Origin of the sequence: Ardenticatena maritima (assembly GCF_001306175.1) — a bacterium.
GTDB classification, from domain to species: Bacteria; Chloroflexota; Anaerolineae; order Ardenticatenales; family Ardenticatenaceae; genus Ardenticatena; species Ardenticatena maritima.
Window position 1 is genome coordinate 706,941 of sequence record NZ_LGKN01000003.1, and the last position, 22,498, is coordinate 729,438.

Consider the following 22,498-nt stretch of genomic DNA (forward strand, 5'->3'; position numbering starts at 1 on the left):
TTATGAACTTCGAATTTTGGAAAAGTGTTGTAGAATTTTTAGCCAACGCAACAGTCTTTTTGGGGTTTCCAATCGCTATTTTGCAATACAAACGAGCGATTCAAAAAGAGCAACGAGACCGCGAGTACGGCACCTATGACGCATTAGACAACAAATATCTGGAATTTCTGTACCTTTGTTTGCAACACCCTGAATTGGATATATTTGACGTTCCAGATGAAAAAATTCACCAATTCACAGATGTGTCTCCATCAAATAACTCATCCCCTAATTTTGAAACACAAAAAAAAGAACTAATCGCGTTCTCGATTCTCATTTCTATTCTTGAACGTGCCTATCTTTTGTATGCAGATCAATCCACAGAGATAAAACAACGTCAATGGGAGGGGTGGCGCCAATACATGGAAGACTATGCAAAAAGAGAGAACTTTCAACGTGCATGGCAAATCTGCGGAGAGCAATTTGATCAAGAATTTGTAAGATTTATGGATGAGATTATCAAGAAGCACCTTCCGTCCACTTCAACTTCATAATTTTTTGAGATCCCCCTATTCGTCAGATGAAAGGGTAAAAAAAACAGCGCCGCACTTCCTTATGTGAAGTGCGGCGCTTGGTATGGCAATCCTACCGCCCCGTTATCTCGCTGGCTAAGCGTCGGTTCTTCTCGATGAAATCGTGCCACTCTTCGGGCACATCATCCTTGAAGAAAATGGCCTGCACAGGGCAAACCGGCTCGCAGGCGCCACAGTCAATACACTCGTCCGGGTGGATGACGTACTGGTCTTCGGCTTCGTAAATGCAGTCCACCGGGCAGACATCCACACAGGCGGCATCTTTGACGCCTATGCACGGTTCGCAAATTACATAGGCCATTAGCGCAAAACCTCCAATACCGCTCGCTTGATATCCTCTTTATCCGGCATCGCCGCCAACTCAAGGTTTTTGTTGTAGGGCAACGGGACAGGCGGCGCAGTCACGCGCTTGATGGGCGCGTCCAGGTAATCGAAAGCGTGTTCGTAAATCTGGGCGGCAATTTCTGCATCCACACCATACCCCAACCATTGCTCGGTTGCCAGGACGGCGCGGTACGTCTTCTTGAAACTTTCGATAACCGGACGCAAATCCAGCGGGCGCAGCGTGGGAATATCCACCACTTCGCACTCGATACCTTCTTTCGCCAATTCGTCGGCGGCTTTGAGCGCTTCGTGCAACATGCGCGAGTAGGCTACGATGGTCACATCGCGCCCCTCGCGTTTGACTTCACTACGCCCAATCGGCAACACCACTTCCTCATCAGGCACTTCGCCACGCACGCGGTAGAGGTGGGTGTGTTCGATGAAAATCACCGGGTCGGGGTCGCGGATGGCGGCTTTGAGCAACCCGTAGGCGTCGGCGGGGGTGCCGGGCATGATGACTTTGAGGCCGGGCACATGCGCGACGTAGTTTTCAAACGTTTGCGAGTGGGTCGCCGAGAGTTGCCCCCACCCGGACGTTGTGCGCAAGACCATGGGGCAATCGAATTGCCCGCCAAACATGTAGCGCACTTTTGCCGCGTGGTTGATGATGGCGTCCAGACTCAACAAGGCAAAGTTGAAGGTCATGATTTCGGCGACGGGGCGCAACCCGTTCATCGCCGCGCCCACAGCCGCACCGGCAATCACCAATTCGCTAATGGGCGTGTCGCGCACGCGCTTTTCGCCAAACATGTCATACATGCCACGTGTGACGGCGAACGTACCGCCCCACACGCCAACCTCTTCGCCCATGATGAAAACGCGCTCATCGCGCTCCATTTCTTCGATCAACGCGCGACGCACAGCGTCACGATAAGTCATTTGTGCCATTGTCTCTCCCTCTCAAATCCACAGGTGGTCTTGGTTGTCAGGCTGGACTTACAGGATGAACGGGTCGCCCGCCGGTGGGTTGGCATAGACATCCTCATAAAGCACTTCCAGCGGCGGCTCCGGACTTTCTTCAGCGAAGCGCACAGCGTCTTGCACTTCTTCTTCCACTTCGGCATGAATAGCGTCGAGGCGCTCCTGTTCGACACCCAGCGAAAGCAGAATGTTCGCAAAGCGCCGAATGGGGTCGTTCTTCAACCACTCTTCGACTTCTTCCTTGCTGCGGTAGCGTTCGGGGTCGCCCATGGAGTGCCCACGATAACGGTAGGTGCGGGCTTCGATGAAGTAGGGACCGTTGCCGCTGCGCACATGTTCGGCGGCGCGTTGCGTCACCTCGAACACATCCAACACATTCTGCCCGTCCACCTGTTCGGCGGGAATATCGTAAGCGCAGGCTTTGCGGTACATTTCGGTGACGGCCGACGCACGGTCAACGCGCGTGCCCATGCCGTAATTGTTGTTTTCGCAAACCCAAATCACCGGCAATTTCCAGACCGCCGAAAGGTTGAGCGATTCGTGGAAATAGCCGTTGTTCGTCGCGCCGTCGCCAAAATAGCAGATGGTCACGCGGTCTTCGCCGGCGTATTGGTCGGCGAGAGCGATACCTGCCGCGAGGCTCAATTGGGCGGCGACAATGGCGTAGCCCCCCCACAAACGGCGTTCGCGTTTGGCCATGTGCATTGAGCCGCCTTTGCCCTTGGAAAGGCCGGTGACTTTCCCCATCAGTTCCGCCATCACTTCGCGGGCGGTGCAGCCACGCGCGAGCGCGTGTCCGTGGTCGCGGTAGTGCACGACGATGTTGTCGTCATCACGCAGGGCGTTGATTGAACCAACGGCGGTGGCTTCCTCGCCAATGTAGAGGTGCAAAAACCCACCAATCAAACCACGCTGATAGGCTTCGGCGGCTTCTTCTTCAATACGGCGGATGAGCACCATCTGGCGATACATCGCCAGCAAACGGGCTTCGTCGAGCGAAGCGGGGACAACAACTTCCTGTTTTTTGGTCTTTCGAGGCATGGTCACTCCTTCCTGTTCTCAAAATTTTCCCGGCACCTCTTCTGATGGCTGAAGGTTATGCACTCGTGCGGCAGACGGCGGCGGCACTCTGTTCATGGGCATGATAACTGCTGCGCACCAATGGGCCGCTTTCGACATGTTTGAAGCCCATTTCTAAGCCAATGCGCTTCAATTCGGCAAACTCCTCAGGGCGCACATAGCGCTTAATCGGCAAGTGCCAATTGCTGGGGCGCAGGTATTGCCCAATCGTCACAATGTCAACACCGCTGTCGCGCAGGTCAGCCATGACCTGGATGACTTCTTCAATTGTTTCGCCCAACCCGACCATGAGGCCGCTTTTGGTAAGCATACCCGACGGTCCCCACGCCTTGGCCCATTCGAGCGTTTGCAGGCTCTGGCGGTACTTGGCTTTGGGGCGCACACGCGGGTACAGACGCGGCACGGTTTCGATGTTGTGGTTGTAGATGTCGGGCGCGGCTTCAACGACGGTACGCACAGCCTCAGGGTTGCCCTCAAAATCCGGGACGAGCACTTCAATGCCACAACCGGGTTGCGCCTTGCGAATTTCGCGAATGGTGAGCGCGAAGATGATGGCGCCGCCATCGGGCAAATCATCCCGGTTGACGCTGGTCACCACGGCGTGGCGCAACCCCAACGTCTTGACGGCTTCGGCGACACGAAACGGCTCTTCCCAATCGAGGGTTTGCGGGCGCCCTTTGGTGACGGCGCAGAAACGACACGCTCGCGTACACACATCACCCAAGAGCATAAACGTGGCTGTACGATTCTCCCAACATTCGCCGATGTTGGGGCAACGTGCTTCTTCGCACACCGTATGCAGTTTGTGCTGGCGCATGAGCGCCGCTACATCACGGTAGTTTGTGCCGCCCGGCGCACGCACCTTCAACCAGGGAGGCTTGCGCGTTCGTTTGCCGGGTTCAGGGACGATGGGAGGCAGTTCCTCAAAGAACTTCACATTGATATCCATGTGGGTCTCCTTTCTATCGTGCGCCATTGCACGGGGTGAGCGCGTTCGTTCAAAAGCACCAGCGGGGATTATATCAGCAGCGAACGGCATATCAAATTGGCGCGGTGCATTTCGGTTTTGACGACTTTTTTGCATACTAGACTAAGACGGTTTTGATGTGAACGAAAAGACAAGGAGGTCTCTATGCGAGCGGTGGATATCATCGCCAAAAAACGTGATGGGCATGAATTGACGGACGCCGAAATTGAATGGTTCATCCAGCACTACACGGACGACACTATCCCCGACTATCAGGCTGCGGCATGGGCGATGGCGGTTTTCTTCCGTGGCATGACGCCGCGCGAAACAGCCACGCTGACGCGCGCCATGGCACACAGCGGGGCAGTGCTCGATTTGCACCATATCGCACCGCGCACGGTGGACAAGCATTCGTCTGGCGGGGTGGGCGATAAAACCACGCTCGTGGTTGGGCCGCTGGTGGCGGCATCGGGGTTGCCGGTGGCCAAGATGAGCGGGCGCGGGTTGAGTTTCACAGGCGGCACGCTCGACAAGTTGGAAAGCATCCCCGGTTTCCGCGTGGGGTTGACACATGAGGAATTCATGCGCCAGGTGGCGGAGATTGGGCTGGTTGTTGCCGGGCAAACCGCCGACCTCGCTCCCGCCGACGGCAAACTCTACGCTCTGCGCGACGCAACCGCCACGGTGGACAGCATTCCTCTGATTGCCAGCAGTATCATGTCGAAAAAGTTGGCCGGCGGGGCGGACGCGATTGTGCTGGATGTGAAGGTCGGCAATGGGGCGTTCATGCAAACGCTGGAAGCCGCGCGCGAACTGGCAACGCTGATGGTGGAGATTGGGGTACGCAATGGGCGCGATATGACCGCCCTCATCAGCGATATGAACCAGCCGCTGGGCGCAGCCGTCGGCAACGCGGTTGAAGTGCAGGAAGCCATCGAAACGCTGCAAGGCAACGGACCCCGCGATTTTACCGAACACTGTCTCACCGTTGCCGCTCACATGCTCCTGCTGGGCGAGAAAGCGGAGACGTTTGACGCCGCCTATGCGCTGGCGGAAGACTTTTTGCGCACAGGCAAAGCCCTGGAAAAGTTCAAGCAGATGGTTGCCGCGCAGGGCGGTGATGTGCGCGTTGTCGAAACGCCCGCGACCATTCTCCCACAAGCCCCCATCAAGGCGGTGGTGCAAGCGCCCCAAGCGGGCTATATCGCCGGCATCAAGGCGCGTGATGTTGGCATGGCGGTTGTGTTGCTGGGCGGGGGGCGCGAGAAGAAAGGCGACCCCATTGACCACGCCGTCGGCGTGTTGGTCCACCACAAAGTCGGCGATTTCGTTGAGCGTGGTGAGCCGCTCTTCACCATTCTGGCGCGTACAGAGGAGCAGATTGCTCCAACTCAAGAGCGCCTGCTGGCGACGCTCTCTTGGTCAGATACGCCGGTGGAACCATTGCCGCTTTTCTACGATACCATTCAAGCACGCGCATCTGCCTAGAATCGGCGCCGTACTCTCAAAACCTGCCAGGAGCGACCTGGCAGGTTTTTTGTTTTCGCGGCGGGGTCTTGCACGAAACCCACACCGCCTGATTTGCCATAGCACTTTCCGCCTATTTTGCTCTCCTTGTTCGATAGTGTTTTGTTGGATGTCATTGAAACAACTCCCTGCAAAATAAGCCCACTTTTTCGCCCAAAATGTCTGGCGTTTTTTCTATGACACTTTGTCGGCTTAGCCGATGAAAAAAGCGGCTCAGTCTGATAGGCTAAGGGCATCCTTCATTTTGGAAATCATACTCTGACAAGGAGCCTGACTCATGAAACGCATTCCGTTTATCAGCCTGTTCTTGATCACCATTCTTTTCTTCATCGGCGCGACGGCCTACGCCACCCCCATCACGCTGAAAGAGTACGAAGTGCAACTCGTTGAATTTATCCCCAACGGCTCACAAGGGACATGGGTCTATGCCATTACCCGTCCATCCGCCCCCACCGACAGCATCGAAGCCGTGGAAAAGAACGAAATCAGCCATTGGGTGCTGGAATATTGTGCAGCGGCTTACAAACTTGTTTCCCCTACCGATGGTGCCACCATCACGACGCCCACAACCTACATGATCGGGACAGATGACCAATGCGATGGGTCGCCCTTTGTTTGCCGTGCACGCGACTACGAAGTCAGCGAAGGCTATGACGGCTCCACCGGGGCGATTGGCATCAAGTGGGATGTGTTGCAACGTGGACCCAGCACAGGGCAAACGCACCTGTTCATCTTCACACTGGAACGCACAGATGGCGGTATAGTGCAAAACGGCACAGCCTCGGCGCTGGTGAAAGCCGGACGCACGTTTGAACGTGGTCCTATTGATGGTCCTGTCGCGCCGGATAACGCCTCGTGCAACCCAACCGCTGTGCAACTGGATTCGTTCGAGAGCACAAGCGTAGAAGCGACAACCACCGCGCCCCCCAGCCGCTCAACAGCCATCGCGCTGGTTCTGCTTCTGGCAAGCGGCACGCTTCTGGCCTATCGTCGCCGCCTCACATCGTAAGCCATTCTCCCCCTCAAAAGCCCCGCTCTTGAACAGAGCGGGGCTTTTTGGCGTGTGCAACCCGGGCGTCATTCTCGCATGCAGCGCCGAATGGCGCTATACGCCGGGCGCGGCGAACGGTCGGGGTTGAGCAAGGCGTACCAACGCATCTGTTCCCCCGCGGGATACCAGGGAACAACGCTAAAATCCAGGTTGAAGAGGAAAGCCGCCTCAGCCCAAGGCCATGCGCGGTCAATGAAAGCAATCGCATCGCACCAGTAGCGCGCTTGCACATCACGCGGCACAACCCCATGCTCATGTTCGCCCAAATCCCAGGCGGGCGCATCCAGCACCCACCCCATCTCGGTCAGCCACATGGGGGTTTCCGCATCTCCCATGGCTTCCATCAAGGCGCGCGCCTCTTCCGCCCGCCGAAGCCCCAACCCCATCTCAGGCGGCAACTGTGGCGGCTGCCCAAAGCCGTAGGGGTGCGTGCTCAGCCGGTCGAATGTGCCACGCGCCCCAGCCGCGTAAAACGCCCGCAGAAAGTCCAAATCGCCCACCGCAAGGTCGCTTCCATCGCCGCTCACCGCAACCGCCCCCGCGACCAGCAGCGCATCGCTTTGCGCCCGCTGCAAGCCTTGTTGCGCCTGCCGCACCATGTCGGCGTAGCGTGCCGGTTCAGGCCATTGATTGCCCCACTCAAACGCCAAATTGGGCTCATTCCAGATTTCGTATGCCGCCACCCGCACCCCATAGCGCGTTGCCAGCGTCGTCATGAAGTCGGCGACGTGCGCCATGTCAGTCGGGGGCGTATTGGGCGGCGTTTCCGCCGGGCGCGCCCACTCTGGCGTATTGTGCACACGCAATAACAACCGCAAGCCCGCCCGTTCAGCCGCCTGCACCGTGTTTTCGATATCCCGCCAGACAAACACGCCCTGCTCCGGCTCGGCGCGGTTCCAGTCGGCAAACCCTTTGACCCACGTAAAGCCCAAATCGTGCAGGAGATAGGCGTTGCTCAGGTCGGCAACGTTTGCCCCCCACATCACGCGGCGCGTGGGCGGCGGCAACGGTTCCGCAGAGCGTTCAACGGGGATGGCGATTCCCCCCGAAACCGCCACGGGCGTATCATCCCACGCCCAGGCGGTTGTCAACTGTTGGGGAACGCCCCCCTCGCGCGGCAGCAGGTAAATGTCATGGCTCGCACCGTTCCACATGGTGAAGAGCACCGCCCGACCGTCCGGCGTCCAGGCGGGAGCGCCCAACCACGCCGCCGACGTGAAGAGCAGGCGCGGCGTCCCCCCCTCAGGTGGGATGAGCGCCAACGAGTAGGTGGGCGCTTCTTGCCAGACAATTGCGGCGATGGTGCCATCGGACGCCACCGCCGGTTGCGAGGCTTTGAACGGCCATGCGGTCAACGGCGTCATCGCTCCTGTGGCGACATCCAGGCGATAGAGTTCTTCCAGTCCGTCGTGCCCCAAGCCGGCAAAAACGAGCGTTCCATCGGGCGACCACGCGGGATAGCGGTGCCGCCACAACGGGCTGTCGGCGGTCAACCGTTGCGGGCGGCACGCCCCGCCCAGGCAAGCCGGCACATCAAGCAGGTAGAGGTCTTGCCCATCGTCACGCTCGGAAACAAACGCCACCCATCGCCCATCAGGCGACCACGCCGGCCAATACTCATCAGCGGGGTGCGTCGTCAAGCGGCTTATCAAAAGCCCCTCGCGCGTCATGAGCACCAAATCGCCGTTCTCACGGCTGTAATCGGTGAGAATGAGACGGCGACCATCAGGCGACGGCGTGGGATCCCATACCCCCGCCGCATCCGTAAAAATGAGGCGCGGTTCTCCATTGGCGGCATCAAGTGCATAAACACCACCAGCGCCATCGCGGTCGGACGAAAAAAGTAGCGTAAACGGTGCAGGCGGGGATGGCGTAGGGGATGGGCTCGCCGTCGGTGGGAGCACGGTGGGCGGGGATGACGCCACTTCGCTACGGCATGCGCTCATCAGCAGCGCCAGAAGAACAACCAAAAATCGAATTCGAGCCATACTTCTCTTTCTGTGATTATTTTGATATGACAGAAATCATACTGTATCGATGACACTCCCTCTTGCCAAACACGTGGTTCACTTTTACACTGTTTTCTTGTGCCAATTCTCACAATCTTTGCGCCAGCGCAAAGAACCACGAGGCCCGTGCGCGTACACTGACAACGCAACACAAACTCGATTCAGGAGGAGAATCTCATGCGTATTCGACAGACTCTTTTGTTCACCATGCTGCTTCTGTTGATGCTCGCTCTGGCCGCTTGCGGCGGTGGCAGTAGTACATCTTCAACAAGTGAAAGCCAATCCACGACGGAAGAAACAACCTCCCAAGAAGCGACATCCGAAGAAAGCACAACGCAAAACGAAAGCGCCGGCGCCATGCAAGGCGACCCCAAGAAGGGTGAAGAATTGTTTGCGCAATCGTGCGCGGCATGCCACGGCCCTGATGCGCGCGGGATTCAAGGATTGGGTAAGAACCTGCGCTCCAGCGAATTCGTGAAAGGGCTGAGCGATGACGAACTGGTCGAATTCATCAAGAAAGGGCGTGACACGAGCGACCCCGCCAACACGACCGGTGTCGCCATGCCGCCCAAAGGCGGCAACCCGTCGCTCACCGACCAGGATTTGTACGATATCGTCGCCTACATTCGCTCCATCGAAGAATAATCACTTCTTCTTTTGTCTCTTCACATGGCAGGCTTTGAAAGCCTGCCATTTTTTTGTCTTGCTTTTCGGCGCACGCCCCCCATAATTGAAAACAAGGCGAGAGAGTTTTTCGCCGTTTGTTTCTGAAATTAGCCAACGAAAGGAGTACCATCCATGCGTATCCTGATTACGGGTGGCACAGGTTTGATTGGTCGCGCACTCGCCGCCGACCTGGCGCGCGATGGGCACGACGTCATCATCCTCTCACGCACGCCGGAACGCTACACCGGACGCCTGCCCCAGGGGGTGCGAGCCGAGCGGTGGGATGGACGCACCGCCGAAGGATGGGGGGCGCTCGCCGACGGTGCAGACGCCATTGTCAACCTGGCGGGTGAAAACATCGCCGGCGGACGCTGGACGGCGGAACGCAAGCGGCGCATTCGCCAAAGCCGTCTCGATGCGGGGCACGCTGTGGTGCAAGCGGTGGAAGCCGCCGCACGCAAACCACGCGTGGTGGTACAGGCGTCTGCTGTGGGCTACTACGGTCCCTGCGGCGATGACATCATCACCGAAGACCACCCGCCCGGCAATGACTTTCTTGCCGACGTCTGCGTCGCATGGGAGCAATCAACCGCTGCGGTAGAAGCGCACGGCGTGCGTCGCCCCATTCTGCGCACAGGGGTTGTGCTGAGCACCGAAGGCGGGGCACTGCCGCGCATGTTGCCGCCTTTCAAATTCGGGTTGGGTGGACCGCTTGGGAGTGGGCGTCAGTGGTTCCCGTGGATTCACATCCGCGATGAAGTGCGCGCCATCCGCTTCCTCATCGAGCACGAGGATGCCCACGGTCCCTATAACCTGACAGCCCCCAACCCCGTGACCAACGCCGAATTTACCAAAGCCTTAGGGCGCGTCCTGCGCCGTCCTGCATTTATGCCTGTTCCCACTTTGGCGCTGAAACTGCTCTTTGGCGAAATGGCGACGGTTTTGCTGGATGGGCAACGCGCTGTGCCGCAACGCCTGCTCGACGCCGGCTTTTCGTTCACATTTGAAGAGGTGGAACAGGCTTTGCGCGATTTGCTCTCCAAGCAGGCGTGAGGGGCTGCATGACACACCGTTTTGAACACACATTCATCGTTCATGCGCCACTCGAACAGGTGGCGGCGTTCCACTACGCCCCCGACGCCTTCCGCCGCCTGACGCCGCCGCTGTTGCCTGTGCAAGTTCACCACGCCGAACCGCTTGCCGACGGCTCCACCACGGAATTTACGCTCTGGCTAGGTCCCTTGCCAGTGCGCTGGGTCGCGCGCCACCGCCATGTTGGGCCGCGGGGATTCACCGACGAACAAGTGCGTGGACCTTTTCGGCAATGGATACACCGCCACACCTTCGAGCCGATTGACGCCCACACCACGCGCGTCCGCGACACCATCGAGGCGGCGTTCCACAGCCATCCTTTTTGGGCGCTTGTGGGGCGGCTCATCTGGTGGGGGCAACCGCTGCTCTTCCAGTATCGCGCCTGGGCGACGCAACAGGCGCTCGCAGCGAACCCCTTGCCCGCACGCACCATCTTCGCCACGCTCTTTGGGGTGAGCCTGCTCAGCGCCGCCATACTGAGCATACTCCTGAGGAAGGTGCGCTCATGAATGACACGTACGACGTGGTGGTGGTAGGCGGCGGCGTTGGCGGCTTGACGACCGCCGCACTGCTGGCGCAAGCCGGGCTGCGTGTGGCGCTGCTGGAAGCGCATGTGTACGTCGGTGGGTGTGCGGGCACGTTCTACCATCGCGGCTACCGCTTCGACGCGGGCGCAACGCTCGTGGGCGGGTTTGCGCCGGGCGCTCCGCTCGATATGCTGGGCAAACGCCTGGGTATCACGTGGCCTGTGCATCTGGATACCGCCGCCATGGCGGTTCATCTGCCACAGCGCCCCCCGCTCCTACGCTGGAACGCCCCCGACGCCTGGCTGGATGAACTCACGCACCACTTCGGCGATGCGGTACGCCCGTTTTGGGAATGGCAAACCGCCACCGCCGATACCGTCTGGGCGCTGGCGCAGTATCATCCACCATGGCCGCCCGCAACACCGCACGAATGGGCGCGTTTGGCGCAGATAGCGCCCAAGTGGGTGCAGACAATACCGCCTGCACGATGGCGCACACTGCTTCAAGATGCGTTCGGCACGGTCGCCGCACGTCTGCATGGTTCGCCCGCTTTGCACCGCTTGCTGGTGGATGCGCAACTCCTGATTAGCGCACAAACCACATCAAGGCACGCCAACGCGCTCTTTGGCGCCGCCGCCCTCGACCTGGCGCGAATTGGAACCGGGCACCTGCCACGCGGCGTAGGCACGGTCGCCGAAACATTGGCGAACGCCTTGCGCCAATTCGGCGGCGAACTCTCCACGCGCCACACGGTGGAACACGTCCACAGAACGCCACGCGGCTGGCATGTTCGCACACATCGGGGTATGGTAGTGCGCGCCAGGCATGTTGTGTTCAACGTGCCACCGTGGAACGTGCGGCGCATGCTTGCAGAGGAAGAAATGCCGCACCGGTTGCGCCGCTTGCCGCCACAACCGCGCGACGGCTGGGGGGCGTTCATGCTCTACGTAGGGGTGGACGAAGCGGTCATCCCCCCACTGGAAACCCTGCACCATCAAATAGTGAGTGGCGAACCGTTGGGCGAAGGGCGCTCGATGTTTCTTTCCATCAGCCCCGCGTGGGACACGACACGCGCCCCCGCAGGCAAACGGGCGATCACCATCAGCACCCACACGGCGCTTGAACCCTGGTGGCAACTCGCCCAACGTGACGAAACCGCGTATGAGGCGCGCAAAGCCGCGTACACCGAACGCTTGCTCAACACCGCCAATCGGCTCATCCCGGGTCTACGCGACGCCATCGAGATTCTGTTGCCCGGCACGCCCATCACGTTCCAGCGCTTCACGCGGCGCTTTCACGGGTGGGTTGGCGGGTGGCCGCAAACGAATCTGTGGCGCGGCTGGCGTCCCAAACTGGCGGCGGGGCTTTGGCTGGTGGGCGACAGCATCTTTCCGGGGCAATCCGTTCCGGCTGTGGCGCTTGGTGGGTGGCGCGTCGCCGAAACCATTCTGGCGGAATGCGGTATCACAGTGCACACACACATGCTGCTCTCATCACAACCAACGAGGTGAATCATATGCGAACATGGGGAAAACGGCTTTTGTTGCTGCTTATCGCTGGGCTTCTCATTGCCGTTGCCGGCTTCTTCTACTGGGCGCTCAATCCCCTGCCCGCTATGCCGGAAGCCGAAGCCGCTTTGCAAAGCGATACGAACGTGCACGTGGAAACCACGCCATGGTTCACGTTCATTCCTCAAACGTCGCAACCCCGCCTGGGCTTCATTCTCTACCCCGGCGGGCACGTTGACCCGCGCGCCTATGCACCGCCGGCGCGGCGACTTGCCGAAGAAGGCTGGCTGGTGGTCATTCCGCCAATGCCGCTCAATCTGGCGTTCTTCGCCCCCAACAAAGCCGAGGAAATCATCGCCGCCCATCCCGAAATTGAAGTGTGGGTGATTGGCGGGCATTCGCTGGGGGGCGCCATGGCGGTGCGGTTCGCGCGCACCCACCCACAGCAAGTGGCCGGCCTGGTTTTGTGGGCATCGTACCCCGCTGAAAGCGACGCCATCGCCGACTGGACGGACTTCCCGGTGCTTTCGATTTACGGCACCGAAGACGGGGGGCGTGAAGGCATCGAAGCCTCTGCCCAACTGCTTCCGCCGGAGACCGAGTGGGTGGTCATTGAGGGGGGCAATCACGCTCAATTTGGCTGGTATGGACCGCAACCGGGCGACGGCGTCGCGCGCATTTCGCGGGAAGAACAGCAAGCCATCATCCTCGAAGCGACGGCACGCTTTCTGCACGCTGTTGCCGCACAACATGGGGTAGAAACCGCACCATGACAACGCAAGCAGGGCCGCTTCTGCTTTTTGGTTCTGGCGAAACCGCCCCCGGAAACCGTGCCGCGTGGGCGGCTCTTTTCGCGCACTTGGGGCGGCGCGCGCGCGTCGCGATTCTCGAAACACCCGCCGGCTTTGAACCCAACAGCCGCCACGTCGCGCAGCGCGTCGCCGACTACCTCGACCATCGGCTCGCCGATTTCATCGCCGACATTGACATCATCCCCGCCCGCCAACGCGAAGGGGATTTCAGCACCAACGACCCCGCCCATGCCCAACGCATCGCCAACGCCGACCTCATCTACGCCGGCGCCGGAAGCCCCACCTACGCGGTGCGCCATCTGGTTGGCTCGCTCGCCTGGCGGACGGTGCTTGCCGCACACACACGCGGGGCGGCGCTGGTTGCCGCCAGTGCCGCCGCCATCGCGCTGGGGACGTTCGCGCTTCCTGTGTACGAAATTTTCAAGGCGGGGCATCCGCTCCACTGGCACATCGGGCTTGACTTGTTCGCGCTCTATGGCGGGCGAACAGTCGTTGTTCCGCACTGGAACAACCGCGAAGGCGGCCACACGCTCGACACAAGCCACTGTTTCATGGGGCGCGCCCGCTTCGCCAGACTCCGCCGCATGCTTTCGCCTCCAACAACCATTCTGGGACTTGATGAACACACCGCCCTGTTCATCACGCCCCGCGACAGGCAGGCACACGTGCTGGGAAAAGGGTCTGCCTGCTTCATCGAACCGCACAGCGCCACCTATCTCCCTTCGGGAAGCACGATTGCTCTGCATCGTTTGGGCTGGCATCCACCCGCCGCGCCGCTTCCCTGGCCGCAAGGCATTCTTCCACCAACACCCGCCGCCGCACCGCCAACACCACCTGCGCATGTGCTGGCGCTTGTGGAAGAACGCCAGGCAGCGCGTGCTCGCAAAGATTGGGCGCAAGCCGACCGCCTGCGTGATGAGATTGCCGCCCACGGCTGGCGCGTGCTTGATACTCCGGACGGTCCCCGACTGGAACCCCTGAACCCGTCGCCCTGAACGACTTTTCCAGCCCCCCGCAACCAAACACGGCTCGTTGCGTATCCATGCCATGCCTGCTTTCATATCCTTCCATTCAGCGATACAATCTTGCCAACATATTCGCGGAACAGAGGTGCGTTTATGCCAACTTTGCGTCGCTTTATCTGGTTGTTTGTTGCACTCGTGGCGCTTCTCCTGATGGGCACGCCGACGCACGCCCAAAGCAAAACCCTCATCTGGGAACGGTTCGACGTAGACATCGAAGTGCTCCCCTCCGGCGATTTCATCGTCACCGAAACCAACGTTGTGTGGTTCCAGAATGATACTTTTTCATATGGCTACCGTGACATCCCCACCAATCGCCTTGAAAGCATCGAAGACGTGGCTGTCACCGTTGATGGAAAGCCTCTGGATGAGAGCGCTGTTGATACGGAGTTCAAAGACAACACATTCCACATTGAATACCACTTCGATGAGCCACTCATTGGCAAACACACCATCGTGCTCCGTTATCGCGTCATCGGCGGCTTGCGCTACTACGAAGAGGGCGACCAACTCTGGTGGAAAGCCGTCTATTCCGACCGCAGTGCACCCATGCTGGAAAGTCGCATCACGGTTCGCCTCCCCGCAGGCGCAACCCCTGGCCCTATTGCCAGTTATGGACACCCCGCCACCTACACCGTCGAAGGGAACACGGTGCGCTTTGAAGCCTCCAACATTCCTGGCGGTCAAGAAGTTGAAGTGCGCGTGCAGTTTCCGCATGGCATTGTCGCCGGCGAAGCGGCGGCATGGCAACGCAATGAAGACCGCTGGCGCACCCTTGCGCCCATCATCAACGTCGGCTCGATTGTGCTGGCGTTGCTGATTCTGGCGGGTGGCACCGTGCTTTCCATCGTATGGTGGTACACCAAAGGGCGCGACCCCGAAGTGGGAGAATTCGCCGAATACATCACCGAGCCGCCCGACGATCTTCCCCCTGGTATCGTGGGCACACTTCTGGATGAAAAGGCGGACATCAAAGACGTCATTGCCACCATTTTCGACCTGGCGCGGCGCGGCATCATCTCCATCGAAGAAAACCAAACGTCACATTTGGGTGGGTTGCTTACATCCACAGACGTCACGTTCCACCTCGTTGATGAAAGCAAACCAATGTACCCATTCGAGCAACAACTGGTGCGCCGTCTGTTCAAAGACCAAACGAGCGTTCAACTCTCATCGCTCCGCAACCGCTTTTACAAAGAGTTGCCCCAAATTTACAAGGCGTTTTATGAGGAAGTCGTCAACCTGGGCTTTTTTCCCCAGACGCCTGAAAAAACCCGTATAAAAGCATTTTGGGTCATCATGCTCATTATGCTGGCAATGTGTGGTATCTCAAGCGCCATTCTTGTGGCTGCTGGAGACAGAAGCCCACAGTTGCCTACGCTCTTCTGTATTCCAATGGCTCTGTTTCCCACAGCGTTTGTCAGTCTTTTCATCTTGCCTCACCTTGTTCGCAAAACGACCAAGGGCGCCGAAACAGCCGCCCGTTGGCGAGCCTTCCAGCGCTACCTCCAAAATATCGAACAGTATGGTGATACATTCCAACTTGCTGACAAATGGGAAACGTTCTTGCCCTATGCAATTGCTTTCGGAATTGACAGGCGATTTCTCAAGCAGATTTCCACCATTGAGGCTCCCCCGCCCCGCTGGTGGGCTCGTCGGAGACGACACCGAGATCGTCTTGACACCGAGGGCGATTTTTGGTCAACACGTTCTTCCCGCAGCGGTTCATCGGGCTCCTTTTCGATGCAACAGGCGAGCGACAGCATGGGAAGCGGCTTGCAATCGCTGAGCAGAAGCATCACTTCGATGATACAAGGCTTCGATGATACAAGATAGCGCCAGCGCCTTGACCTCGTCGCCCGGCGGCAAGAGTGGCGGCTTTTCGGGCGGCGGCGGCGGTGGTGGCGGCGGCTTTGGCTGAGCCGCCACCCCGGCTAGCCCTCTGAACCCGTCGCCCTGAGCGGATTTTCCAGCACGCTGCAACCAGACACGGCTCGTTGCGTATCCATATCAGCGCCCGTTTTCATATCCTTCCATTCAGCGATACAATCTTGCCATAGCATTCGCAGAACAGGGGTCTTTTTATGTCAATTGCACGCCGCTTTGTCTTGTTGTTTGTTGCGCTCGTGGTGCTTCTCCTGATGGGCACGCCGGCGCACGCCCAAAGCAAAAGCGTCATCTGGGAACGGTTCGACGTGGACATTGAAGTGCTCCCCTCCGGCGATTTCATCGTCACCGAAACCAACGTTGTGTGGTTCCAGAACGGCACTTTCACATACGGCTATCGCGACATTCCGACCAATCGCCTTGAAAGCATCGAAGACGTAGCCGTCAGCGTTGATGGAAAGCCCCTGGATGATTTTGATATTGACGCACTCTACACAGACAGCAACAATTTCCACATTGAATACCACTTCGATGAGCCACTCATTGGCAAACACACCATCGTGCTCCGCTATCGCGTCATCGGCGGCTTGCGCTACTACGAAGAGGGTGACCAACTCTGGTGGAAAGCCGTCTATTCCGACCGCAAGGCGCCCATGCTGGAAAGTCGCATCACGGTTCGCCTCCCCGCAGGCGCAACCCCTGGCCCTATTGCCAGTTATGGACACCCCGCCACCTACACCGTCGAAGGGAACACGGTGCGCTTTGAAGCCTCCAACATTCCTGGCGGTCAAGAAGTTGAAGTGCGCGTGCAGTTTCCGCATGGCATTGTCGCCGGCGAAGCGGCGGCATGGCAACGCAATGAAGACCGCTGGCGCACCCTTGCGCCCATCATCAACGTCGGCTCGATTGTGCTGGCGTTGCTGATTCTGGCGGGTGGCACCGTGCTTTCCATCGTATGGTGGTACACCAAAGGGCGCGACCCCGAAGTGGGAGAATTCGCCGAATACATCACCGAGCCGCCCGACGATCTTCCCCCTGGTATCGTGGGCACACTTCTGGATGAAAAGGCGGACATCAAAGACGTCATTGCCACCATTTTCGACCTGGCGCGGCGCGGCATCATCTCCATCGAAGAAAACCAAACGTCACGTTTGGGTGGGTTGCTCACATCCACAGACGTCACATTCCACCTCGTTGATGGAAGCAAACCAATGTACCCATTCGAGCAACAACTGGTGCGCCGCCTCTTCAAGGGCAAAACCATTAGCCATCTCTCCACGTTGCGCAACCGCTTCTACAAATCTTTACCATCCATCTACGACGCCATGTATAAGGAAACCGTCAAGCAAGGCCTTTTTCCAGAATCTCCCCAAAAAGTTCGCTCACGGAAAAGCACCCTTTTCTTGGCTATTACGTTTCCCGCAATGATGATCAGCACGTTGCTGGCTCTCATAGGCAATACGATGATGGTTGTGAGCATGCCCGCACTTTTCTGTATTCCAGCCGCCCTCTTTTTTACATTGATTGTCGGCGCGTTCGCATCCTCCAACATCGTGCGGAAAACGCCCAAAGGTGCGGAAACAGCCGCCCGTTGGCGAGCCTTCCAACGCTATCTCGCAAACATCAAACGGTATAGTGATACAGCCCAACTTGCCCAAAAGTGGGAAGATTTTCTCCCCTATGCGATTGCCTTTGGTCTTGACAAGCAATTTCTCAGACATATCGCTACACTCGACGCGCCCCCGCCCCGCTGGTGGGTTGCGCATGGACACCATCACCACCGTCACGATTGGGGCACCGAGAGCGATTTTTCGCCAGCAGATTCTTCTCTCGGCGGCTCGCCGGGGTCCTTTTCGCCGCAGCGCACAAGCGAGAGCATGGGGCGCGGTCTGCAATCGCTGAGCACGAGCATCGCTTCGATGATTCAATCCAGCACCAGCGCCTTGACGTCGTCGCCCAGCAGCAGCGGCAGCGGCGGCTTTTCGGGCGGCGGTGGTGGCGGCGGCGGTGGCGGTGGTGGCGGCGGCGGCTTTGGCTAAGCCGCTCCATCCTCATCACAACGAACACAAGGAGCAAGCATCCATGCGTTCATCAAACACAACCGGCCTGATTTTGGGGTCCACGCTCATCGCTCTGGGCGTTCTGTTCTTTGGCTGTGCGCTCCTGTGGGGCATCGCCAACATGCAAGAAGGCCATTTGCGCCTTTCGGGGCTTTTGTTCATGCTCATCCTCATCACCCCAGTCGCGCTGATTTTCATCGGCGGCGGTGGTTTCATTCTCATGCGCGCACGGCGGGAAGGCGCTGAGATGGCGAACGTTGCCCGCCAGCGCGCGTTGCTCAACATGGTGGAAACAGCGGGCAAAGTCTCCTTGCGCGAGGCGGCGCTCGAACTGAACGCCCCGCTTGCCACCATCCGCCAAGACGTGCGCGACCTGGTTGGCAAGCGGCTCTTCAGCGGCTATATTGATTGGGACGAAGGTGTGCTTTACGCCCGCGAAGCCGCCGATTTACTGACGAACAGCACTTGCCCCAACTGCGGCGCACGCCTGGAACTGGCGGGACGCGGCGTTGTGGAATGCCCATACTGCGGGACAACCGTTTTCACGAGCCAATAAAAGGAGGAATTGAATGAGCGATTTTCGCCAGCAATTAGAAGACCTGATGGAAAAAATACCCGGCTACAAAGGCTACGCCCAACGCGAGTATCGTCGTGACGCCGACCGTGAATTGCGCCAGGCGATTGCCGAAGCGTTCAGTAGCCAGGTCGAACGGCTTTCGCGTGTGCAAGACCGCTTGCTCAGCCAGGGCGATTTTGCCACCATGGAAGTGCTCGACAAGGTCATCACCCGCTTGCAACACCTGAGCGACCGCCTGCGCACAGCGACCTACGGCTACACGGGCTTTTTCGACCGCGTCAAGCAGTTCGACGACGCCGAGTTGCGGCGTCTGTACGAATTCGACCTGCAATTGGCGAAAGGGGTTGAAAAATTGGGCGACCTGATTGCGCAGTTTGGGCTGGGCGCACAAGCCCGTGAACGCGCCCATGCGTTGCTGAACACGATTGACGAGTTGCACCACATCTTCGACCGGCGGAGCCACCTGGTGGAGACGTTAGGCGAAGGCGAAGGCGCTGAAGAAGAACCCAACGAGACGCCACCACCGCATCACCCCACACCATCCGACGAGGCCTAAGGAGAAAACCAACTGTTGAACATGTTGTGCCGCTCTGAGGTCTGCACAACACCGTGCATCTCAAATTGAAAGGAGTTTCACATGGCTTTGAGTGTCATCGAATGGTTTGACCCCACAGGGAAAGACATCGTCCAACGCATTCCCGAAGATGGTTCGGGCGAATTTCGCCTCGGCTCGCAGTTGATTGTGCGTGAAAGCCAGGCGGCTGTCTTCTTCCGCGATGGGAAAGCCCTCGACGTTTTTGGGCCGGGGCGGCACACGCTCACCACCGCCAACCTGCCCCTGCTGACCACTCTCATCGGGCTGCCTTTTGGGGGCACATCGCCCTTCCGCGCCGAAGTCGTCTTCGTCAACCTGAAGCAGTTTACCGACATGAAATGGGGCACGCCCCAACCCATCCCCATGCGCGATAGCGAATTTGGCATGGTGCAGTTGCGCGCCTTCGGGCGCTACGCCATGCGCGTCGCCGACCCGCAACTCTTTGTGAACGCGATTGTCGGCACGCAGGGGCTTTACACCACACGCGACATTGAGCAGTATCTGCGCAGCGTCATCGTCTCACGCTTTACCGACCTTATCGCCAGCATCACCAACAGCATCCTTTCGATTGCCCGCCAATTTGATGAAATCAACGCCGCCATGCGCGCCAAACTACGCGACGATTTCAGCGCCGTGGGGCTTGATTTGCGCGGCTTCTTCCTCGAAAGCATCACGCCGACCGAAGAAACCCAGAAAGCCATGGATGAACGCGCCGCGATGGGCGCCATTGGCGACATGCAAGCCTACCTGCAATTCAAAGCCGCCCGCGCCCTCGGCGACGCAGCGCTGGGTGGCGGCGGCGGTGAAGGCGGCGAAGGCGGCTTGGGCGCCGGGCTGGCGGGTGCCGGTTTCGGCTTGGGCGCTGGGGCGGGGTTGGGCGCCATGATGGCGCAATTGCTCGGACAATCCTTCCAGGGCGGTGCGCAACAACAGCAACAACCCGCCGCCCAACAGGGTCCCCAAACCGTCGAACAAGCCTTCACACCGCTTGAAATGCTTGTTCAACAGCAACTCGCCATCCCGCAGGATGAACGCAACACCATTCTTCAACGGCTCGCCGCGCTGGAAGTTGAATTGAGCAAGCCGGATGCTAACCTCGCGACGATCAAGCAATTACGCAAAGAGATTACCGAGACCTATCCCTGGCTTGCCGAACCACTCAAAACCGTCTTTGCCCAACCACCCGTCGAAAAGGCAATGGCGGCGGCCGCCCAGCGCTTTCTGGATGAATCCGAGTAAACAGCACACACACCCCAAACGCCACAAACGCCACACCTCATCGTGTGGCGTTTTTGATGAAGGAAGAGGAACACATGGCTTTCACCTACACCTGGCAATGGCATCTGCAATCGTCACCTGAACGGCTCTGGCCGCTGGTGAGCGATACCGACCGCTTCAACGCCCTGGCGGGGGTGCCGGCGGTTGAAATTGCAGATGATGAGAGTGTTGAAGCGCCCACGCATCTTTTGCGCATGCGCATTTTTGGGCAAACAATTGAATGGGAAGAACCCCCCTTCGAGTGGGTAAGCCCGCACTGGTTTCGGATCGTGCGAACCTATCGGCGCGGACCCGTCGCGCGCATGGTGGTGACCCTGCGGCTTGCGCCAACCCAGGAAGGGGGGAGCCTGCTGACCTACACTGTTGAAGCCGAACCGGCGAACCCTCTGGGCTACCTGGCTATTCCCATCCAAATCGGGCTGATCAGCCGCGTGCGCTTTGAGCGCGCCTTTCGCCTGCTGGACGACCTGGCACAACGCGCCGCCGAGACGCCCCAACGCGCGCCACTTCCAGCACGCACGAAAGTGCGCGCCCCCGACCTGCTCGACACACTCGCCGCCCGCCTTGTCGAACTTGGCTTCGACGCCGCGCTGGTCGAACGCCTGAAAACACTCATCCGCACCGGTACCGACGCCGAACTTGCCCACATGCATCCCATTCTGTACGCCCGCCGCTGGCAAGCAGACGAGCAAAGCGTCATCAACCTCTTCTTCCACGCTTCACGTGTCGGCTTGCTCGAACTGCAATGGGACGTCGCCTGTCCGGCTTGCCACGGCACACCTGTGAGCCTCAATGAACTGCGCCAGTTGGAAGAACACGCCCACTGCCCCTACTGCCGCATTGTGTACGAAGCCGACTTTGAGCATGCTGTGCAAGTCACCTTCCGCCCACACCCCACCGTGCGTGAGGTGGTTGTGCCCGTCTACTGCGTAGGGGGACCACGCAACACGCCCCACTTGCTGGCGCAACAATGGCTTGCCCCCGGCGAAACGCGCACAATTGAGATTGACCTTGAAGCGGGCGAATACCGCTTGCGTTGGCCCACACACCCCGACTGGCGCGAAGCCATCCATTCATTTGAAGAATGGCAAACACCGCGCCCCTGGCAATCCCGCCTGATTGTCAGCCCGCCCGACGAACACGCCCCCTCACCACGCACGCAGGCAAACTTTGTCCTCGCCGCCGCGCTCAACCCCGCGCATATTCACCTGGACGAAGGGCGTGTCACACTGACTATCACCAACCGCGACACGCAACCGCACCTCATCGGCATTGAGCGCCTGCATTGGGCGGATTACACGCTCACCGCCGCACGCGCACTCACCTTGCAATCCTTCCGCGACCTCTTTCCGTTTGAATCGCTGCGCAAAGGCATGCAAATCCATGTTTCATCAGTCGCGCTCCTCTTTACCGACTTGCGCGGCTCAACGGCCTATTATCGCCAGGTGGGCGATGGTCCCGCATTTGACCGCGTGGCGGCACACTTCGACATTCTGCGGCGCAACGTTGAAGCCGTTGGCGGCGCGGTGGTAAAAACTATTGGCGATGCGATTATGGGCGCTTTCCCCAATCTCGAAATGGGGCTACAAGCCGCCTTGGGTATCCTGCAAGACATTGAAGCCTACAACGCCAGCCATACCGACTGGCCGCTCCGCCTGCGCTTGGGATTGAACAGCGGCCCCGCCCTGGTGGTGACGCTCAACGGTCAACTCGACTACTTTGGGAGCACGGTCAACCTGGCCGCCAAATTGGAACGCCAGAGCCGTGGGAATGAAATCGTCTTGCCGCACGCCTTGTTTGACACGCTGGAAACGCCCCTCGACGGCTGGTGTACCGAGAACGATATGGTTGCCATCCCAGGCGAGGAGAAACCTTTCCCCATTGTCAGAATCTGGAAGCCGACGAACGCTGAACTAAGGTGATGCCCTTCTTCTGCCAAACAAAAAGCGCCTCGGGAAATAAC

Annotated in this window: 20 protein-coding genes; 15 read left to right on the plus strand and 5 right to left on the minus strand. The window is 59.0% G+C overall.

The features are described from left to right. Positions 1-2 precede the first annotated feature (2 nt). Positions 3-533 carry a hypothetical protein gene (locus SE16_RS03125; RefSeq protein WP_054492031.1) on the plus strand — a complete coding sequence of 177 codons (531 nt, stop codon included), beginning with the start codon at positions 3-5 and terminating at the stop codon, positions 531-533. Between the two features lie 91 nt (positions 534-624). On the opposite strand, the gene SE16_RS03130 is transcribed toward SE16_RS03125, so the two are convergent. Genes SE16_RS03130 through lipA form a run of 4 tightly spaced genes read right to left on the minus strand, consistent with a single transcriptional unit; the run spans position 625 to position 3,906 of the window. Continuing rightward, positions 625-873: a 4Fe-4S dicluster domain-containing protein gene (locus SE16_RS03130; protein WP_054492032.1), complete on the minus strand. Its 249-nt coding sequence runs from the start codon at positions 871-873 to the stop codon at positions 625-627. Further along, positions 873-1,844, minus strand: coding sequence for an alpha-ketoacid dehydrogenase subunit beta (locus SE16_RS03135; RefSeq protein ID WP_054492033.1), 972 nt, complete (start codon positions 1,842-1,844; stop codon positions 873-875). Before SE16_RS03135 ends, SE16_RS03130 begins: the two co-directional genes overlap by 1 nt. A 48-nt stretch (positions 1,845-1,892) precedes the next feature. Then, positions 1,893-2,918, minus strand: coding sequence for a pyruvate dehydrogenase (acetyl-transferring) E1 component subunit alpha (gene pdhA / locus SE16_RS03140; RefSeq protein WP_054492034.1), 1,026 nt, complete (start codon positions 2,916-2,918; stop codon positions 1,893-1,895). A gap of 55 nt (positions 2,919-2,973) precedes the next feature. Then, positions 2,974-3,906 (minus strand): lipoyl synthase, encoded by a 933-nt coding sequence (gene lipA, locus SE16_RS03145; RefSeq protein WP_054492035.1) that lies wholly within the window; start codon positions 3,904-3,906, stop codon positions 2,974-2,976. A 183-nt stretch (positions 3,907-4,089) separates the two neighbouring features. Between lipA and SE16_RS03150 the strand changes: the two genes are divergently transcribed. Both SE16_RS03150 and SE16_RS03155 read left to right on the plus strand, forming a co-directional pair. Continuing rightward, positions 4,090-5,412: a thymidine phosphorylase gene (locus SE16_RS03150; protein WP_054492036.1), complete on the plus strand. Its 1,323-nt coding sequence runs from the start codon at positions 4,090-4,092 to the stop codon at positions 5,410-5,412. A gap of 316 nt (positions 5,413-5,728) precedes the next feature. After that, complete coding sequence (locus SE16_RS03155) at positions 5,729-6,460, plus strand: hypothetical protein (protein WP_054492037.1); 732 nt, start codon at positions 5,729-5,731, stop codon at positions 6,458-6,460. A 68-nt stretch (positions 6,461-6,528) separates the two neighbouring features. Here the strand turns inward: SE16_RS03155 and SE16_RS03160 are convergent, their stop codons facing one another. Then, positions 6,529-8,490: a cellulase family glycosylhydrolase gene (locus tag SE16_RS03160; protein ID WP_054492038.1), complete on the minus strand. Its 1,962-nt coding sequence runs from the start codon at positions 8,488-8,490 to the stop codon at positions 6,529-6,531. A gap of 198 nt (positions 8,491-8,688) precedes the next feature. On the opposite strand from SE16_RS03160, the gene SE16_RS03165 reads away from it, so the two are divergent. From SE16_RS03165 to SE16_RS03220, 12 genes are all read left to right on the plus strand, one after another. Further along, positions 8,689-9,156 (plus strand): c-type cytochrome, encoded by a 468-nt coding sequence (locus tag SE16_RS03165; protein ID WP_054492039.1) that lies wholly within the window; start codon positions 8,689-8,691, stop codon positions 9,154-9,156. Between the two features lie 153 nt (positions 9,157-9,309). Continuing rightward, positions 9,310-10,230 (plus strand): TIGR01777 family oxidoreductase, encoded by a 921-nt coding sequence (locus SE16_RS03170; RefSeq protein WP_054492040.1) that lies wholly within the window; start codon positions 9,310-9,312, stop codon positions 10,228-10,230. An 8-nt stretch (positions 10,231-10,238) separates the two neighbouring features. Then, positions 10,239-10,778 (plus strand): SRPBCC family protein, encoded by a 540-nt coding sequence (locus tag SE16_RS03175; RefSeq protein ID WP_060687192.1) that lies wholly within the window; start codon positions 10,239-10,241, stop codon positions 10,776-10,778. Continuing rightward, positions 10,775-12,307, plus strand: coding sequence for a phytoene desaturase family protein (locus SE16_RS03180; RefSeq protein ID WP_054494105.1), 1,533 nt, complete (start codon positions 10,775-10,777; stop codon positions 12,305-12,307). Before SE16_RS03175 ends, SE16_RS03180 begins: the two co-directional genes overlap by 4 nt. A 5-nt stretch (positions 12,308-12,312) precedes the next feature. Then, a complete protein-coding gene (locus SE16_RS03185) occupies positions 12,313-13,077 on the plus strand; it encodes an alpha/beta hydrolase (RefSeq protein WP_054494106.1) in 765 nt (254 codons plus the stop codon). After that, on the plus strand, positions 13,074-14,111 hold the full coding sequence (locus SE16_RS03190; protein ID WP_060687194.1) for a CysS/YqeB C-terminal domain-containing protein: 1,038 nt from the start codon (positions 13,074-13,076) through the stop codon (positions 14,109-14,111). Before SE16_RS03185 ends, SE16_RS03190 begins: the two co-directional genes overlap by 4 nt. A 123-nt stretch (positions 14,112-14,234) precedes the next feature. Next, entirely contained in the window at positions 14,235-15,974 is a 1,740-nt protein-coding gene (locus tag SE16_RS03195; RefSeq protein WP_060687197.1) for a DUF2207 domain-containing protein, read from the plus strand. Positions 15,975-16,222: 248 nt separating this feature from the next. Next, positions 16,223-18,064, plus strand: a complete 1,842-nt coding sequence (locus SE16_RS15910) for a DUF2207 domain-containing protein (RefSeq protein WP_060687199.1) — start codon at positions 16,223-16,225, stop codon at positions 18,062-18,064. A gap of 43 nt (positions 18,065-18,107) precedes the next feature. Further along, complete coding sequence (locus tag SE16_RS15680) at positions 18,108-18,641, plus strand: hypothetical protein (RefSeq protein WP_054492549.1); 534 nt, start codon at positions 18,108-18,110, stop codon at positions 18,639-18,641. Between the two features lie 13 nt (positions 18,642-18,654). Next, complete coding sequence (locus SE16_RS03210) at positions 18,655-19,218, plus strand: hypothetical protein (RefSeq protein WP_054492550.1); 564 nt, start codon at positions 18,655-18,657, stop codon at positions 19,216-19,218. An 81-nt stretch (positions 19,219-19,299) separates the two neighbouring features. Continuing rightward, positions 19,300-20,496, plus strand: coding sequence for an SPFH domain-containing protein (locus SE16_RS03215; RefSeq protein ID WP_054492551.1), 1,197 nt, complete (start codon positions 19,300-19,302; stop codon positions 20,494-20,496). Between the two features lie 74 nt (positions 20,497-20,570). Continuing rightward, the gene (locus SE16_RS03220) at positions 20,571-22,457 is read left to right on the plus strand and encodes a DUF5939 domain-containing protein (RefSeq protein WP_054492552.1); all 1,887 of its coding nucleotides are present in this window, start codon (positions 20,571-20,573) and stop codon (positions 22,455-22,457) included. Positions 22,458-22,498 lie beyond the last annotated feature (41 nt).